This is a genomic window from Kitasatospora sp. NPDC091276, from assembly GCF_040684355.1.
In the GTDB taxonomy this organism is placed as follows: domain Bacteria; phylum Actinomycetota; class Actinomycetes; order Streptomycetales; family Streptomycetaceae; genus Kitasatospora.
Map to the genome: position 1 here is coordinate 51,001 of NZ_JBFBFU010000024.1, position 16,433 is coordinate 67,433.

At 72.8% G+C, this 16,433-nt stretch carries 12 protein-coding genes; 10 read left to right on the top strand and 2 right to left on the bottom strand.

What is annotated here, in order from left to right:
* Nucleotides 1-52 precede the first annotated feature (52 nt).
* The gene (locus AB0O19_RS27265; protein ID WP_363623200.1) at nucleotides 53-1,225 is read right to left on the bottom strand and encodes a hypothetical protein; all 1,173 of its coding nucleotides are present in this window, start codon (nucleotides 1,223-1,225) and stop codon (nucleotides 53-55) included.
* Between the two features lie 334 nt (nucleotides 1,226-1,559).
* Here AB0O19_RS27265 and AB0O19_RS27270 point away from each other — a divergent pair, with 334 nt between their 5' ends.
* The 5 genes from AB0O19_RS27270 to AB0O19_RS27290 are packed head-to-tail and all read left to right on the top strand — an operon-like array spanning nucleotide 1,560 to nucleotide 9,353.
* Complete coding sequence (locus AB0O19_RS27270) at nucleotides 1,560-3,356, top strand: IucA/IucC family protein (RefSeq protein WP_363623202.1); 1,797 nt, start codon at nucleotides 1,560-1,562, stop codon at nucleotides 3,354-3,356.
* On the top strand, nucleotides 3,353-3,922 hold the full coding sequence (locus tag AB0O19_RS27275; protein WP_363623204.1) for a GNAT family N-acetyltransferase: 570 nt from the start codon (nucleotides 3,353-3,355) through the stop codon (nucleotides 3,920-3,922). Before AB0O19_RS27270 ends, AB0O19_RS27275 begins: the two co-directional genes overlap by 4 nt.
* Nucleotides 3,923-3,931: 9 nt before the next feature.
* Nucleotides 3,932-5,368: a SidA/IucD/PvdA family monooxygenase gene (locus AB0O19_RS27280; RefSeq protein WP_363623206.1), complete on the top strand. Its 1,437-nt coding sequence runs from the start codon at nucleotides 3,932-3,934 to the stop codon at nucleotides 5,366-5,368.
* A gap of 7 nt (nucleotides 5,369-5,375) precedes the next feature.
* On the top strand, nucleotides 5,376-7,169 hold the full coding sequence (locus AB0O19_RS27285; RefSeq protein ID WP_363623278.1) for an IucA/IucC family siderophore biosynthesis protein: 1,794 nt from the start codon (nucleotides 5,376-5,378) through the stop codon (nucleotides 7,167-7,169).
* A 12-nt stretch (nucleotides 7,170-7,181) separates the two neighbouring features.
* Nucleotides 7,182-9,353, top strand: a complete 2,172-nt coding sequence (locus AB0O19_RS27290) for an ATP-dependent DNA helicase (RefSeq protein WP_363623208.1) — start codon at nucleotides 7,182-7,184, stop codon at nucleotides 9,351-9,353.
* A 133-nt stretch (nucleotides 9,354-9,486) separates the two neighbouring features.
* Here the strand turns inward: AB0O19_RS27290 and lexA are convergent, their stop codons facing one another.
* Nucleotides 9,487-10,200: a transcriptional repressor LexA gene (gene lexA / locus AB0O19_RS27295; RefSeq protein WP_244293672.1), complete on the bottom strand. Its 714-nt coding sequence runs from the start codon at nucleotides 10,198-10,200 to the stop codon at nucleotides 9,487-9,489.
* A 524-nt stretch (nucleotides 10,201-10,724) separates the two neighbouring features.
* Here lexA and nrdR point away from each other — a divergent pair.
* From nrdR to AB0O19_RS27320, 5 genes are all read left to right on the top strand, one after another.
* Nucleotides 10,725-11,222, top strand: a complete 498-nt coding sequence (nrdR, locus tag AB0O19_RS27300) for a transcriptional regulator NrdR (protein WP_063349343.1) — start codon at nucleotides 10,725-10,727, stop codon at nucleotides 11,220-11,222.
* A 203-nt stretch (nucleotides 11,223-11,425) separates the two neighbouring features.
* Nucleotides 11,426-14,311, top strand: coding sequence for a vitamin B12-dependent ribonucleotide reductase (locus AB0O19_RS27305; protein ID WP_363623210.1), 2,886 nt, complete (start codon nucleotides 11,426-11,428; stop codon nucleotides 14,309-14,311).
* A gap of 172 nt (nucleotides 14,312-14,483) precedes the next feature.
* Nucleotides 14,484-15,248, top strand: coding sequence for an NAD(P)H-binding protein (locus AB0O19_RS27310; RefSeq protein ID WP_363623212.1), 765 nt, complete (start codon nucleotides 14,484-14,486; stop codon nucleotides 15,246-15,248).
* A 48-nt stretch (nucleotides 15,249-15,296) separates the two neighbouring features.
* Entirely contained in the window at nucleotides 15,297-15,533 is a 237-nt protein-coding gene (locus AB0O19_RS27315; protein WP_363584548.1) for an RNA polymerase subunit sigma-70, read from the top strand.
* Nucleotides 15,534-15,536: 3 nt separating this feature from the next.
* Entirely contained in the window at nucleotides 15,537-16,100 is a 564-nt protein-coding gene (locus AB0O19_RS27320; protein ID WP_363623214.1) for a Clp protease N-terminal domain-containing protein, read from the top strand.
* Nucleotides 16,101-16,433: the final 333 nt, after the last annotated feature.

The following is a 16,433-nucleotide window of genomic DNA, read 5'->3' on the forward strand; positions in this document are numbered from 1 at the left end:
GGGGGCGGCCTCCGCCGCCCGTACGGCTTGGTCCGGTCCGGCCGGAAAGGGCTTACGGCTTCTTGGAGATCCAGTCCAGCGCCTGCTTGGCGACCGTCTCCAGGTACGGGCCGCTCAGCGAGGTGTGGTCCTCGGTGCCGATGGACGTGTTGCTGACCAGGGCGGTCTTCCCGTCCGGCATGGTGGCGAACCAGCCGCCGCCGCTGGAGCCCTGGGTCATGTTGCAGCCGATGGTGAGCATCGACGGGCGCTTGGCGTCGAACGACAGCCGGGTCGGCTTGCCGCCGTCGCACCTGTACAGCTCCTGGCCGTCGAACGGCTTGTAGAGCGGGTAGCCGACCGCCGCGACGGACACCTTGTCGCGCGGGGCGTCGAACCAGACCGGGACGGCCGAACCGACCGTCTCCTCCAGCGACTTGCCGGAGTCGTTCTGGTTGTGCACCCGCATGACGGCGAAGTCGTACTGGTTCGCGGCGTCACCGGTGCCGCCGCCCTCGACCATCCACTGCGGCGAGGTGGTGACCAGGTCGGCCCACCAGGTGCCCAGCGGGGCCAGTTCGGATAGCGGGGCCTTCTTGCCGCCGCTGGAGGCGCCCGAGTTGTTGTAGGCGGGCACGAAGACCAGGTCCTTGAAGAAGTCGCCGCCCTTGCCCGCGTGCACGCAGTGGCCGGCCGTCCAGACCAGATTGCTCCTGCCCGGGTGCTGCGGGTCGGTGATCACCGTCGCCGAGCAGTTGCCCCGGCCGCCCTGGGCACTGAAGAACACCTTCCCGGACGGCTGCTTGGTGTACGGGCGGGGCACCGGCACGGCCTTGACCACCGGCGGGTCCGGGTCCGTCACGCCGTTGTCGGCGGCCGGCTTGGCGGTGGGCGGAGCCGGATCGGCGGGCTTGGAGTCGCCCATCTTGTCCGGGTTCCAGAAGTCCTTCACCACCGGGTTGTTGAAGACGTGCTTGGACGCCCACGAGTCCCAGTCCTCGAACTTCCACTTCTTCAGGTCGTCCCAGGACTTCGGCAGGCCCTCCAGCAGACCGGTCGGGATGCCCGACGGGAGGGTGATCCCGCCGATCACGCCGCCCCCCGGGGCGGCGGTGCCGGACGCGGGCGGCGGCGCGGCGCTGCCGCCCCCGTCGCCCGCCGGGCCGTCCGGCCCGCAGGCGCTCGCCGCGAGCAGCGTCCCCGTGACGAGGGCGACGGCCATGGCTGACCGGTGGATCGATGGCATGTGTGCGCTTCCCCCTGTGCTCGATCGGGCTGTCGTGCGGCGACTCGCCGCTGTGGAGTCTTCCACCGGTCACCAGGACGGCGGCGGCCACCCCCCGGGTTGCGGCCCCGACCGGAGGTCACCGATCCGTGACGTGGCCGCCGACGGTCCGTCGGCCCAGCAGGGCCCCGCTTGCCGGACGCGGACAATCCCCGATCTTCACCCGGACGAGTGAGTCAACCTTGTGATCACCCATCAGGGATAGGTAACCCTTACCTGATGCGACGGTGCGAGCGCCCGCCGATCCTCTCCACCACCCGTGCGTCCGCACCCCCACGCGCCCCAAGGAGCAGCCTTGAGCACCGCCCTCACCGGAGCCCCGCCCGCCCCGCTGCTGCCCGCGGACCGGCCGGCCGAGCCCGATCCGCTGCTGCACCCGGACCCCGCCGTCGCCGCCGAACAGGCCGCACTGGAAGCCCTGCTGCGCTGCTGGACGCGCGAGACCGGCGCCCGCCCCGGCCCCGACGGCCGGCTGCGGATCGCCGTCCTCGGCGGCGCCGCCCGGCTCTCCGCCCCCGTCCGCTACTGGTCGCCCGGCGGCTGGCACCGGTTCGGCCCAGCCGTCCTCTCCGCCGGGGAGGGCACCGCCGACGCCCCCGTGGACGCCGTCACCACCGCCGCGCTGCTCGCCGCCGCGGCCGCCGACCGCCCCGACCCCGGGCAGGTCGCCGACCTCGCCGCCCGGGTCGCCGACTCGGTCGTCCGCACCGCCGACATCCTCGCCCACCGCCGCACCGCCGCCCCCGCCGGCGGCCCGGAACGCTCGCACTTCCTCGCCGCCGAACAGTCCCTGCTGCTCGGCCACCCGCTGCACCCCACCCCGAAGAGCCGCGACGGCCTCGGCCCGGCCCAGAGCGCCGCCTACTCGCCCGAACTGCACGGCTCCTTCCAACTCCACTGGTACGCGGTCCACCGCGACCTGCTCGCCGCCGGCTCCGCCCTCACCGAGAGCGCCGACCGGATCACCGCGGACCTGCTCGGGGACCAGGCCGTCCTGCCGCCCGGCACCGCCGCCCTGCCGCTGCACCCCTGGCAGGCCCGCGAACTCGCCCACCGCCCGGCCGTCGCCGCCCTGCTCGCCGACGGGCTGCTGCACGACCTCGGCCCGGCCGGCGAACCCTGGCACCCCACCTCCTCGGTGCGCACCGTCTACCGCCCCGGCACCCCCTGGATGCTCAAGCTCTCGCTCGGCCTGCGGATCACCAACTCCCGCCGGGAGAACCTGCGCAAGGAACTCCACCGCGGCCTGGAGGTGCACCGGCTGCTGGAGAGCGGCCTGGCCGCCGAATGGCACCGCGCCCACCCCGGCTTCGACATCGTCCGCGACCCGGCCTGGATCGGCGTCGATCACCCCGCCCTCGGTGACCCGGGCGGCCTGGACACCGTGCTGCGCGCCCAGCCCTTCGCCCCCGCCGACCGCGCGCTGTGCGTCGCCGGGCTGGTCGCCGAACAGCCGCTCGGCACCGGCGACACCGTGCCGTCCCGGCTCGGCGACACCCTGCGGGCGCTCGCCGTCCGCTGCGGCCGTCCGTTGCGGACCGTCGCCGCCGAATGGTTCCTGCGCTACCTGGACGCCGTCGTGCTGCCCGTCCTCTGGCTGGACGGCACGGCCGGCATCGCCCTGGAGGCGCACCAGCAGAACAGCCTCGTCCTGCTCGACGCCGACGGCTGGCCCAGCGGCGGCCGCTACCGCGACAACCAGGGCTACTACTACCGGGAGAGCGCCGCCGACCGGCTCACCGCGCGGCTGCCCGGGCTCGGCGAGCACAGCGACACCTTCCTGCCCGACGAGGTGATCGACCACCACTTCGCCTACTACCTCGGCATCAACCACGTCCTCGGCCTGATCGGCGCCTTCGGCAGCCAGGGGCTCGCCGACGAGACCGTGCTGCTGGCCGGGCTGCGCCGTTTCCTGGCCGGCCCGCGGGCCGCCGCCACCGGCTCGGCGCTGCCCGGGCTGCTGCTCGACGCGCCCACCCTGCCGTGCAAGGCCAACCTGCTCACCCGGATCAACGGCCTGGACGAACTGGTCGGCCCGGTCGCCACCCAGTCCGTCTACGTGGACATCCCCAACCCGCTGGCGGGCGCATGAGCCTGCTCGACGACCCGCCGGAATGGGGCGCGATCCCCACCCCGGCCGGCGAGTTCCGGCTCAGCCCGGTCCGGTTGCCCGCCGACCTGGACCTGCTCGCCGGGTGGATGAACGACCCCGAGATCGCCGCGTTCTGGCAGCTCGCCGGGCCGCCCGACGCCACCGAACGGCACCTCCGGGCCCAACTCGACGGCGACGGCCGCAGCGTGCCCTGCCTCGGCCTGCTCGACGGGGCCCCGACGAGCTACTGGGAGGTCTACCGCGCCGACCTCGACCCGCTCGCCCGGCACTACCCGGCCCGGCCGCACGACACCGGCGTCCACCTCCTGCTCGGCCCCGCCGAGAGCCGCGGCCGGGGCCTCGGCGCCGTCCTGCTGGCCGCCCTCGCCGAGCGGATCCTGCGGCAACGGCCCCGCTGCGAACGGGTCGTCGCCGAACCGGACGTCCGCAACCGGCGCTCCGTCCGGGCCTTCGAACGGGCCGGATTCCGGCTGGACACCGAACTCGACCTGCCCGACAAGCGCGCCGCCCTGATGGTCCGTGCCCGCGTCCCCTTCGTCGCCTAGGACACCCCCGTGGACACCCCAGCACCCCAGCCGCCGTACGACCTGCTCGGCGTCGGCATCGGCCCCTTCAACCTCTCGCTCGCCGCGCTCGCCGCGCCCGTCCCCGGCCTGCGCACGCTCTTCTGCGACCAGCGCCCGGAGTTCCGCTGGCACCCCGGCATGCTGGTGGACGGGGCCCGGATGCAGGTGCCGTTCCTCGCCGACCTGGTCTCCCTCGTCGACCCGACCAACCCGTGGTCCTTCCTCAACTACCTGCGCGACCAGGACCGGCTCTTCCCGTTCTACTTCGCCGAGCGCTTCCAACTGCCCCGCCGCGAGTACGACCACTACTGCCGGTGGGCCGCCGAACGGCTCGCCAACTGCCGCTTCGGCACCGAGGTCACCGCCCTGCACTGGGAAGCCCCGCACTTCCGGGCCGAGCTGACCGACACCGCGACCGGGCGGCGGACCGAGGTGCACGTCCGCAACCTCGCCCTCGGCGTCGGCACCCGGCCCGTCCTGCCCGAGGCCTTCACCGCCCTCGACGGTCACCCGCGCGCCTTCCACTCCGCCGACTACCTGGACCGCCGCGGCGACCTCGCCGGCGCCCGGGACATCACCGTGGTCGGCAGCGGGCAGTCCGGCGCCGAGGTCTTCCTCGACCTGCTCCGCCGCCACGACGGCGACGGCGTCCGGCTGCGCTGGCTCACCCGGACCAGGGCGCTCGCGCCGATGGAGTACTCCAAGCTCGGCCTGGAGCACTTCACCCCCGACTACACCCGCTACTTCCACAGCCTGCCCGAACCCGTCCGGGACACCCTGGTCGCCGCCCAGTGGCAACTCCACAAGGCCGCCAGCGCCGAAACCCTCGCCGAGATCCACGACCACCTCTACGAACGCACCATCGGCCGCCCGATCGACACCGCCCCGGTCGACATCACCCCCGGCACCGCCGTCACCGAAGCCCGCCCCGGCCCCTGCGGCGGCCTCGAACTGCACTGCCGGCACGGCGACTCCGGCGCCGAACACGTCCTGCGCACCGACGCCGTGGTGCTCGCCACCGGCTACCGGGCCGCCCGGCCGGCCGCGCTCGAACCGCTCGCCCGGCTGATCGACTGGGACCGGGGCGGGCGCTACCGGGTCGACCTCGACCACCGGGTCGCCACCCGGCCCGAACTCACCGGCGGCCTCTACGTCCAGAACGCCGAACTGCACACCCACGGCGTCGGCGTCCCCGACCTGGGACTCGGCGCCCACCGGGCCGCCGTGATCCTCAACGCCGTCACCGGCCGGACCGTCCACCGGCTGCCCGCCCGCACCGCCTGGACCGGCTTCGCGCCGCCCGGGACCGTCCCCGCCGCGGGCACCGCCGCTGTCGCCGCTGCCGCCGAGGGCACCCCCACCGAGAGCACCCCCACCGTCCCCCGTCCCCAGGAGCTGACCCGTGCCGCAACCGTCGGCCGCTGAACCGCCGTTGTACCTGCCCCCGCACCTGACCGCCGGGCACTGGCGGCGGGCCGGGCGCGCCCTGCTGGCCAAGATGCTCGGCGAGTTCGCCTACGAGGAACTGCTCACGCCCGTCCGCGCCGCCGCCGACGGCGAGTACCTGCTCTGGCTGCCCGAGGCCGAGTACCGCTTCACCGCCCGCCGCGGCGCGTACGGAAGCTGGCGGGTCGACCCGGAGTCGGTCCGCTGCTCCGACCCGGACGGCCTCGACCCGCTGCGCTTCCTCCCGCACGCCCGGCACGCCCTCGGCCTGCGCGGCGAGACCACCGGCCACCTGATCCGCGAACTCACCGCCACCCTGACCGCCGACGCGCACCAGCTCGCCACCGCGCTCACCGCCGCCGAACTCGCCGACCTCGACCACCCCGCCCTGGAGGGCCGCCAGGACGGCCACCCCTGGATCGTCCCCAACAAGGGCCGGATCGGCTTCTCCGCCACCGACGCCGCCCGCTGGGCCCCGGAGGCCCGCACCCCGCGCCCGCTGCCCTGGATCGCCGTCCACCGCCGGCTCGCCGAGTACCGCGGCGTGCCAGGCCTGGAGCGGCCCGAGCAGCTGTACGCCCGCGAACTCGACGACCCGGACGCGCTGCGCGCCGCCCTCGGCCCGGCCGCCGACGACTACCTGCTGCTGCCCGTCCACCCCTGGCAGTGGGACGAGACGATCGTCCCGCTGTTCGCGCCCTGGATCGCCTCCGGCGAGATCGTCCCGCTGCCCTCCGACGGCGACCCACGGCTGCCCCAGCAGTCCATCCGCTCCTTCTTCAACACCGCCCACCCCGAGCGCTGCACCGTCAAACTGCCGCTGTCCGTCCTCAACACCCTGGTCTGGCGCGGCCTGCCCACCGAACGCACCCTCGCCGCGCCCGCCGTCACCGCCTGGATCCACGGCCTGCGCGACGCCGACCCGTACCTGCGCGACGAGTGCCGGGTGATCCTGCTCGGCGAGATCGCCTCCGTCACCGTCGACCACCCGCTCTACCGCGAGCTGCCCGAGGCGCCCTACCAGTACAAGGAACTCCTCGGCGCGATCTGGCGCGAACCCCTCGGCCCCTTCCTGGCCGGCGGCGAACGCGCCCGCACCCTGGCCGCCCTGCTGCAGACCGGCTCCGACGGCCGGGCGCTCGCCGCCGAACTGATCGCCCGCTCCGGGCTCACCCCCGCCGCCTGGACCGGCCGGCTGTTCGGCGCGGTGCTGCCGCCGCTGCTGCACTTCCTCTACCGGTACGGGCTGGTCTTCTCCCCGCACGGCGAGAACGCCATCGTCGTCTTCGACGAGCACGACGCGCCGACCCGGCTCGCGGTCAAGGACTTCGTCGACGACGTCAACCTCAGCGACCAGGACCTGCCCGAACTGCGCGACCTGCCCGCCGAGGTCGACGACGTCCTGCTGCGGGACGGCCCGCAGGGGCTCTGCCAGTTCCTCCACTCCGGGCTGTTCATCGGCGTCCTGCGCTACCTCGCCCCGCTGCTGGAGGCGCAGACCGGGCTGCCCGAGGCCGGGTTCTGGGCCCTGCTGCGGGCCGAGATCCGCCGCTACCAGGACCGCTTCCCCGGCCTGGGCGAGCGCTTCGAGCTGTTCGACCTGTTCCGGCCGCGGATCGACCGGCTCTGCCTCAACCGCAACCGGCTGCTGCTCGACGGCTACCAGGACCGCCCGCACCGCCCGCACGCCGCCCGGTACGGGACCGTCCCCAACGCCCTGGTGACCCTGGAGGCGGATCTTCCCGGGCGACGGAGCCGGATTGTCACCCCCGCCCCGTAGGCTGGGAGGGTCATGACGAACGACTCCGAAACCCAGCTCCCCGGCGAGACCGAGCTCCCTGGCGAGGACGGCGGCGCCGCCGCCGACGTCGAGGAAGCCGTCGCCGTTCCGCGCTCCCGCATCCCCGACCTGCTGCACGCCGCGGTGGCGGCCGTCGGCGGCGTCGAGCGCCCCGGTCAGGTCCGGATGGCCGAGGCCGTCGCCGACGCCGTCGACAACGCCGAGCACCTGCTCGTCCAGGCCGGCACCGGCACCGGGAAGTCCCTCGCCTACCTGGTGCCCGCGCTCGCCCACGGGGACCGCGTGGTGGTCGCCACCGCCACCCTGGCGCTGCAACGCCAGCTCGTCGAACGGGACTTGCCGCGCACGGTCGAGGCGCTGCACCCGGTGCTGCGCCGCCGCCCGCTGTTCGCGATGCTCAAGGGCCGCTCCAACTACCTGTGCCTGCACCGGGCCAACGAGGGCACCCCGAGCGACGAGGGCGAGGGCCTGTTCGACGCGGCCGAGGCGCTCGGCGGGCCCGCCAGCAAGCTCGGGCAGGACGTGCTGCGGCTGCGCGAGTGGGCCGACGAGACCGACACCGGGGACCGGGACGACCTCAGCCCCGGCGTCTCCGACAAGGCCTGGGCCCAGCTGGCGGTCACCTCCAAGGAGTGCCTGGGCGCCACCCGCTGCGCGTACGGGCAGGAGTGCTTCGCCGAGAAGGCCCGGGAGCGGGCCAAGCTGGCCGACGTCGTGGTCACCAACCACGCGATGCTCGCGATCGACGCGATCGAGGGCGCGCCGGTGCTGCCCGAGCACGGGCTGCTGATCGTCGACGAGGCGCACGAGCTGGTCAACCGGGTCACCGGCGCGGCCACCGCCGAACTGACCGTCGGTGCGGTCAACCGGGCGGTCAAGCGCGCCGCCCGGCTCGCCAACGAGAAGGCCGTGGACGCCTTGCAGGCCGCCGCCGAGAACTACCACGGCCTGATGGAGACCGCCCAGCCCGGCCGGGTCGAGGAACTGCCCGAGTACCTGGCGTACGCGGTCACCTCGATCCGGGACGCCGCCCGCCAGGTGATCAGCTCGCTCGGCGAGACCCGCGACAAGGGGCTCAGCGACGAGGACGCCGTCCGCAAGCAGGCGATGGCCTCGGCCGAGTCGCTGCACGAGACCGCCGAGCGGCTGCTGGAGGACTCCGAGTACGACGTGGTCTGGATCGAGCGCAGCGACCGCTTCGGCATGGGCACCGGCTCGCTGCGGGTCGCGCCGCTCAGCGTCTCCGGGCTGCTGCGCGAGGGCCTCTACAAGGAGCGCTCGGTGGTGCTCACCTCGGCCACCCTCAAGCTCGGCGGGGACTTCAACGGCGTCGCCGCCTCCGTCGGCCTGCCCTCGGACTCCCGGCTGCCGGACCAGCGCACCCCCGGGGACAATCCTTCGGCCGGTTCCGGTTCCGGTTCCGGTCCCGGTTCCGGTTCCGGGTTCGGCGAGGACGCGGTGCCGCACTGGCGCGGCATCGACGTCGGCTCGCCGTTCAAGTACCCCAAGCAGGGCATCCTGTACGTCGCCCGGCACCTCGCAGATCCCGGCCGCGATCCCGAACGGCCGGACATGCTGGACGAGTTGGCGGAGCTGATCGGCGCGGCCGGCGGGCGCACGCTGGGGCTGTTCTCCTCGATGCGCGGCGCCCAGACGGCCGCCGAGGCGCTGCGGGAGCGGCTGGACAACCGGATCCTGCTCCAGGGGGAGGACACCCTGGGCGAGTTGATCCGGGAGTTCGCCTCGGACGCGTCCACCTGCCTGTTCGGCACGCTCTCGCTCTGGCAGGGCGTGGACGTGCCCGGCTCGGCCTGCCAGCTGGTCGTGATGGACCGCATCCCGTTCCCCCGGCCGGACGACCCGCTGATGAGCGCCCGCCAGAAGGACGTCGAACAGCGTGGCGGGAACGGCTTCATGGCCGTCGCGGCGACGCACGCGGCGCTGCTGATGGCGCAGGGCGCCGGCCGGCTGGTGCGCGCGGCCGAGGACCGGGGCGTGGTCGCGGTGCTCGACCCGCGGGTGGAGACCAAGCGGTACGGGAGCTTCTTCCGCTCCTCGATGCCGGAGTTCTGGTACACCACGGACCGCAACCAGGTGCGCCGCTCGCTGGCGGCGATCGACGCCTCGGCGCCGCCGGTCAAGCCGGTGGTGAAGCGGGGCTGAGCGGTGCGGTGATCCGGGGTTCCGTCCAGCCCGCCCCCGGGGCCGAGGCGGGGCCCGGAAGCCCCCGGAGACGCCGGAGGGGCTCCCCGCGACCGCGCGGTGGAGCCCCTTCCCGCTGGGTGCGCGCGAGGCGTCAGAGGCGGCGCAGGACCGCGACGACCTTGCCCAGGATGGTGGCGTTGTCGCCGTTGATCGGCTCGTACGCCGGGTTGTGCGGCATCAGCCAGATCCGGCCGTCCTCGCGCTTGAGCCGCTTGACCGTGGCCTCGCCGTCGATCATCGCGGCCACGATGTCGCCGTTCTCGGCGACCGGCTGCCGGCGCACGGTGACCCAGTCGCCGTCGCAGATGGCCGCCTCGATCATCGAGTCGCCGCGCACGGTGAGCGCGAACAGCTCGCCCTCGCCGACCAGCTGGCGGGGCAGCGGGAAGACGTCCTCGACCGTCTGCTCGGCCAGGATCGGGCCGCCGGCGGCGATCCGGCCGACCAGCGGCACGTACGAGGTGGACGGTCGGCCGGCCGTCTCGGCGGTGTTCGGGCGGGCCACCTCGACGCCGCGGACCTCGTAGGCGCGCGGGCGGTGCGGGTCGCGGCGCAGGAAGCCCTTGCGCTCCAGGGCCATCAGCTGGTGGGCGACCGAGGAGGTGCTGGACAGGCCGACGGCCTGGCCGATCTCGCGCATGGACGGCGGGTAGCCGCGGCGCTGGACGGAGTCCCGGATGACCTCGATCACGCGGCGCTGGCGCTCGGTGAGACCGGCCTCGTCGGTGCGGATGCCGGGGGGGCGGCCGGGCAGCGCGCGGGTGGGCGCCTGGTGGGCGTCGTCGATCGCGGGGGAGTGTTCGATCGGCTGGTCGGGAACGCGGCCCGTGCTGGAAAGGGCCGGGCCGGAGAGGCGCTGGTCTTCGCTACGGTCCATGCTGATGTCCACGCTCTGCTGATTCGTGGTGCGCTGCCCCACCTTGAACTGGGAGTGTTCCTGCACCGGGATGGTGTTGCTTTCGATGGTGTTCACGGCGGCCCCTCTCGACGGCTGTCCTCTCCCCTTTTCCAGCCCAACGCCCCTCCTATCGAAAGGTTGCGCCAAACACACGTTCGAGTGAATTATTCGAGAGTTGGCTGACTCGATCAAGGCTTTGCTGTACATCGAGACCGTGCATCGAGTAAATGTTCGATCGGATCTCGACTTCGGCAGTCTAATCGGTGCCGACACGCCAGGGGTGTCGCTTCCCCCGGAGACCTACATCTAGTGGCTACAGTCCTCTCCGTGCCCAGTACTAGTGGTTACGGCGCATGATCAGCTTGCCGAGGCCGGGGTCGCATCGCATAGACTCAACAGGTCCGCACGTCCTGCCAGGGAGGGATCCTCAGGTGCACTGCCCCTTCTGCCGGCACTCCGACAGCCGTGTTGTCGACAGCCGGACCAATGAGGACGGCAGCTCGATCCGCCGTCGTCGGCAGTGCCCGGACTGCGGCCGCCGCTTCACCACCGTGGAGACGGCCGCGCTGATGGTCATCAAGCGCAGCGGGGTCACCGAGCCCTTCTCCCGGGAGAAGGTCATCACCGGCGTCCGCAAGGCCTGTCAGGGCCGCCCGGTCACCGAGGACGCCCTCGCCCAGCTCGGCCAGCGGGTCGAGGAGTGCGTGCGCGCCACCGGCAACGCCGAGCTGACCACCCACGACGTCGGGCTGGCCATACTCGGCCCGCTCAAGGAACTCGACGTGGTCGCCTTCCTGCGCTTCGCCAGCGTGTACCAGGCGTACGACGGACTGGAAGACTTCGAGGCCGCCATCGCGGAACTCCGCGCCGAACGGCCCGTCCCCGAGGCGGACGGCACCTGCGTGCCCGTCGCCGCCGCCGCGCCCTAGGAGGCGCCGGCACCCGGCCCCCTGGCGGGCCTTGCTGCACCACGGGTCCCACGGGGCCCACGCATGCCCGGAAAAAGGGCACAGAACACAACAAACCGTGCGCAAGCAGGCGAGGTCTCCGCCTGCCCGCACACCGGAAGAACGAACCAGCGGTGCCCGGACTTTTCGGGGCACCTCGGGCGTTTGCCCAGGAGGAGGAAGAAGTGACAGACACCACGAGCGGTTCCGCACGCGGGTCGAAGTCCGACAAGACCACGGCCAAGGGCGGCGGCAAGGCCCCCAAGGGCGGTCTGCGGATCGGGCGCATCTACACCACTCCTGGCGTGCACCCGTACGACGAGGTGCGCTGGGAGCGCCGCGACGTCGTCATGACCAACTGGCGCGACGGGTCCGTCAACTTCGAGCAGCGCGGCGTCGAGTTCCCCGACTTCTGGTCGGTCAACGCCGTCAACATCGTCACGTCCAAGTACTTCCGCGGCGCCGTCGGCACTCCCCAGCGCGAGTGGAGCCTCAAGCAGATCATCGACCGCGTGGTGCTCACCTACCGCGCCGCCGGCGAGAAGCACGGCTACTTCGCCACCAAGGACGACGCCGAGATCTTCGAGCACGAGCTGACGCACGCCCTCCTCCACCAGGTGTTCAGCTTCAACTCGCCGGTCTGGTTCAACGTCGGCACCAAGCAGCCCCAGCAGGTCAGCGCCTGCTTCATCCTGTCCGTCGACGACTCCATGGAGTCGATCCTCGACTGGTACAAGGAAGAGGGCATGATCTTCAAGGGCGGCTCCGGCGCCGGCCTCAACCTCTCCCGCATCCGCTCCTCGAAGGAACTGCTGTCCTCCGGCGGCAACGCCTCCGGCCCGGTCTCCTTCATGCGCGGCGCCGACGCCTCCGCCGGCACCATCAAGTCCGGTGGCGCCACCCGCCGCGCGGCGAAGATGGTCGTGCTCGACGTCGACCACCCCGACGTCGAGGCCTTCATCGAGACCAAGGTGAAGGAGGAGGAGAAGATCCGCGCCCTGCGCGACGCCGGCTTCGACATGGACCTCGGCGGCGACGACATCACCTCCGTCCAGTACCAGAACGCCAACAACTCCGTCCGCGTCTCCGACGAATTCATGACCGCCGTCGAGAACGGCACCGAATTCGGCCTGCGCGCCCGGATGACCGGCGAGGTCATCGAGACCGTCGACGCCAAGAAGCTGTTCCGCAAGATGGCCGAGGCCGCCTGGGCCTGCGCCGACCCCGGAATCCAGTACGACTCCACCATCAACCACTGGCACACCTGCCCGGAGTCCGGCCGCATCAACGCGTCCAACCCCTGCTCCGAGTACATGCACCTGGACAACTCCAGCTGCAACCTCGCCTCGCTGAACCTGATGAAGTTCCTGCGCGATGACGACTCCTTCGACGCGGAGACCTTCGCCAAGGTCGTCGAGCTGGTCATCACCGCGATGGACATCTCCATCTGCTTCGCCGACTTCCCCACCGAGAAGATCGGCGAGACCACCCGCGCCTACCGCCAGCTCGGCATCGGTTACGCCAACCTCGGCGCCCTGCTGATGGCCACCGGCCACGCCTACGACAGCGAGGGCGGCCGCGCCCTGGCCGGCGCCATCACCTCGCTGATGACCGGCACCGCCTACCGCCGCGGCGCCGAACTCGCCGGCGTCGTCGGCCCGTACGACGGCTACGCCCGCAACGCCGCCCCGCACCAGCTGGTCATGAAGCAGCACGCGGACGCCTCGCTCGCCGCCGTCTCGCTCGACGACCTGGACGCCCCGGTCTGGGCCGTGGCCAACGACACCTGGCAGGACGTCCTGCGGATCGGCGCGCAGAACGGTTTCCGCAACGCCCAGGCCTCGGTGCTCGCCCCCACCGGCACCATCGGCCTGATGATGGACTGCGACACCACCGGCGTCGAGCCGGACCTGGCGCTCGTCAAGTTCAAGAAGCTCGTCGGCGGCGGCTCGATGCAGATCGTCAACGGCACCGTGCCGCGCGCCCTCAAGCGCCTCGGCTACCAGGACGAGCAGATCGAGGCGGTCGTCGCCCACATCGCCGAGCACGGCAACGTGGTGGACGCCCCGGGCCTCAAGGCCGAGCACTACGAGGTCTTCGACTGCGCGATGGGCGAGCGGGTCATCTCGGCCATGGGCCACGTCCGGATGATGGCCGCGATCCAGCCGTGGATCTCCGGCGCGATCTCCAAGACCGTGAACATGCCCGAGTCCGCCACCGTCGAGGAGATCGAGGAGATCTACTTCGAGGCGTGGAAGATGGGCGTCAAGGCGCTCGCGATCTACCGCGACAACTGCAAGGTCGGCCAGCCGCTCTCGGCGAAGAAGAAGGACTCCGAGCCCAAGCTCGAGGTGGCCGCCCCGGCCGCCGCGGTCGAGAAGGTCGTCGAGTACCGCCCGGTCCGCAAGCGCCTGCCCAAGGGCCGCCCGGGCATCACCACCTCCTTCACGGTCGGTGGCGCCGAGGGCTACATGACCGCCAACTCCTACCCGGACGACGGCCTCGGCGAGGTCTTCCTCAAGATGTCCAAGCAGGGCTCGACCCTCGCGGGCATGATGGACGCCTTCTCCATCGCCGTCTCGGTCGGCCTGCAGTACGGCGTGCCGCTGGAGACCTACGTCTCGAAGTTCACCAACATGCGCTTCGAGCCGGCCGGCCTGACCGACGACCCGGACGTGCGGATGGCGCAGTCGATCGTCGACTACATCTTCCGCCGCCTGGCGCTCGACTTCCTGCCGTTCGAGACCCGTTCGGCGCTCGGCATCCACTCCGTCGAGGAGCGCCAGCGCCACCTGGACACGGGCTCCTACGAGCCGCTGGAGGCCGAGGAGCTCGACACCGAGTCGCTCGCCCAGTCGGCGCCGGTGGTCGCCACCCCGGCCCCCGCCGTCGAGGCGCCCAAGGCCCCCAAGGCCTCCCCGGCGCAGGCCCACAACTCCACGGAGCTGATCGAGATCCAGCTCGGCCTCAACGCCGACGCCCCGCTCTGCTTCTCCTGCGGCACCAAGATGCGCCGCGCCGGCAGCTGCTACCTCTGCGAGGGCTGCGGCTCCACCAGCGGCTGCAGCTGACCGCCGGTACTGACCCCGCGCGGGTGAGCCACCGCTGAGGCGGGGCGAGGACTTCACGTCCTCGCCCCGCCTCTTCTCGTTGTCCGGGCACTTCGCGGACGCCGATGTCACGGATGGGGGCGGTGGGCGGTCGGTAGGGGTGACGGCGTTCGGCGGGAGGAGTGGTGTGGTGATGGCGACGGTGCTGGTGACCGGGGCGACGGGGGTTCTGGGGCGGGAGGTGGTGCGGCTGCTGGTCGCGCGCGGGGTGGCGGTGCGGGGGTTGAGCCGGCGGGTGCGGAGCGGGGGCGCGGGGGTCGAGTGGGTGGTCGGGGACCTGGTGACCGGGGAGGGGGTCGCCGGGGCGGTGGCGGGGGTCGAGGTGGTGGTGGACTGCGCGACCACGGTGGGGCGGAAGGACGTGGCCGCGGTCCGGACGCTGGTGGCGGAGGCCGGGAGGGCTGGGACGCGGCACCTGCTGTACGTGTCGATCGTCGGGGTCGACCGGGTGCCGATCCCGTACTACCGGGCGAAGCTCGCCTGTGAGCGGGTGGTGCGGGAGTCGGGGCTGGGGTGGACGGTGCTGCGGGCGACGCAGTTCCACGACCTGCTGCTGAGGATCTTCGACGTGTCGGCGCGGCTGCCGGTGTTCCCGGTGCCGGGCGGGGCGTGGGTCCAGCCGGTGGACGTGCGGGAGGTGGCCGCGCGGGTGGCGGAGCTGGTGGGGGAGGGGCCGACCGGGTACGCGCCGGAGGTGGGCGGGCCGCGGGTGCGGCCGTACCGGGAGCTGGCCGAGGCCTACCTGCGGGCGTCGGGTCGGCGTCGGGTGCTGCTGCCGGTGCGGGTGCCGGGGGCCTCGGGGCGGGCGCTGCGGGCGGGCGGGAACCTCACCCCGGAGCGGAAGGTGGGCCGGGGGACCTTCGAGGAGGTGCTGGCGGGGCGGTTCGGCGACCGCTGATGTCAACCAGGGTTGACATCGCCGCAACTGTCAACCATAGTTGACAGCATGAGTGAGAGCGGAGAACTCGCGGCCGCGGCGAGCAGCCGTGACCCCGCGGTCGGGCTCCGGGCGGTCCGCGCACTGCGCGACCTGGCGGACCGCCTGGAAGGCCTGCAGGTGGGTAACGCCCGGTCGCGGGGCTGGTCCTGGCAGGACATCGCGGTTTGCCTCGGGGTCACCAGGCAGGCGGTGCACAAGAAGTACGCCCGGCGCGGGCCCGGCAAGGACCAGGACGGAGGCTGAACGATGTTCGAGCGTTTCACCGACCCGGCGCGGCAGGTGGTGGCTGCGGCCCAGCAGGAGGCCGGGGAGCTGCGGCACGACCGCATCGGGACGGAGCACCTGCTGCTGGCGATCCTGGCCCGGCCGGACGACCCGGCCGCCGGCGTCCTGATCGGGCTGGGGCTGGACCACGAGGCCGCCCGGCGGGCAGTGGTCCGGCTGCTCGGGCCGGGGGACGACACGCAGGCGCTGGCCTCGATCGGAGTGGACCTGGACGCCGTCCGGGCCGCGGTCGAATCGGCCTTCGGTGAAGGCGCGCTGGACGCGCCGGCCGAGGAGGAGCCGAAGCGGCGGGGCTGGTTCAGGTTGGATTCGAGGGCGGGCCGGAGTCCGTTCAGTGCCCGGGCGAAGAAGGCGCTGGAACTGTCGCTGCGCGAATCGCTGCGGCTCAAGTCCGGTCAGATCGCGGTCGGGCACCTGCTGCTGGGGGTCCTCCGGGAGGGGGACGGGTTCGGCGCCCGGGTGATCGTCGATCACGGACTGGATCCGCAGGCCGTCCGGCGGGCTGTCGAGGGGGTGCTGGCGTGAACCGGCGGGTTCGGCGGTGCGCCGGCCGGACGGCCGCCCGGCCGGGGGCGACCGGGCGCGCCTGAGCTACCCGTACGGCGAGCACGGCTGCCCCTTCCCGGCTCAGGAGGCCGCCGAGGTGATCGCCACTGCGGCGATCGAGGTGCTGCCGGTCCGGCCGCACTGGCAGTCGGTCAAGACGCGTGGCCCCGTCCGGGTTTCCGGGCGGGGCCGTCGTGCTGTCGGGCGGGGGCGGAGCTCCCGGTCGGGGTGTCGACGGATGAAGGTCGACGTGGACCTTGGCGGCGGCTGGCGGCTGCGTTAACGTCATCGGATCGGTTCGTCCGTCGCCCG

Coding starts and splice junctions, on each gene's coding strand:
- AB0O19_RS27265 (WP_363623200.1), bottom strand. CDS start 1,225: ATGCCATCGATCCACCGGTCAGCCATGGCCGTCGCCCTCGTCACGGGG.
- AB0O19_RS27275 (WP_363623204.1), top strand. CDS start 3,353: ATGAGCCTGCTCGACGACCCGCCGGAATGGGGCGCGATCCCCACCCCG.
- AB0O19_RS27290 (WP_363623208.1), top strand. CDS start 7,182: ATGACGAACGACTCCGAAACCCAGCTCCCCGGCGAGACCGAGCTCCCT.
- AB0O19_RS27310 (WP_363623212.1), top strand. CDS start 14,484: ATGGCGACGGTGCTGGTGACCGGGGCGACGGGGGTTCTGGGGCGGGAG.
- AB0O19_RS27315 (WP_363584548.1), top strand. CDS start 15,297: ATGAGTGAGAGCGGAGAACTCGCGGCCGCGGCGAGCAGCCGTGACCCC.
- AB0O19_RS27320 (WP_363623214.1), top strand. CDS start 15,537: ATGTTCGAGCGTTTCACCGACCCGGCGCGGCAGGTGGTGGCTGCGGCC.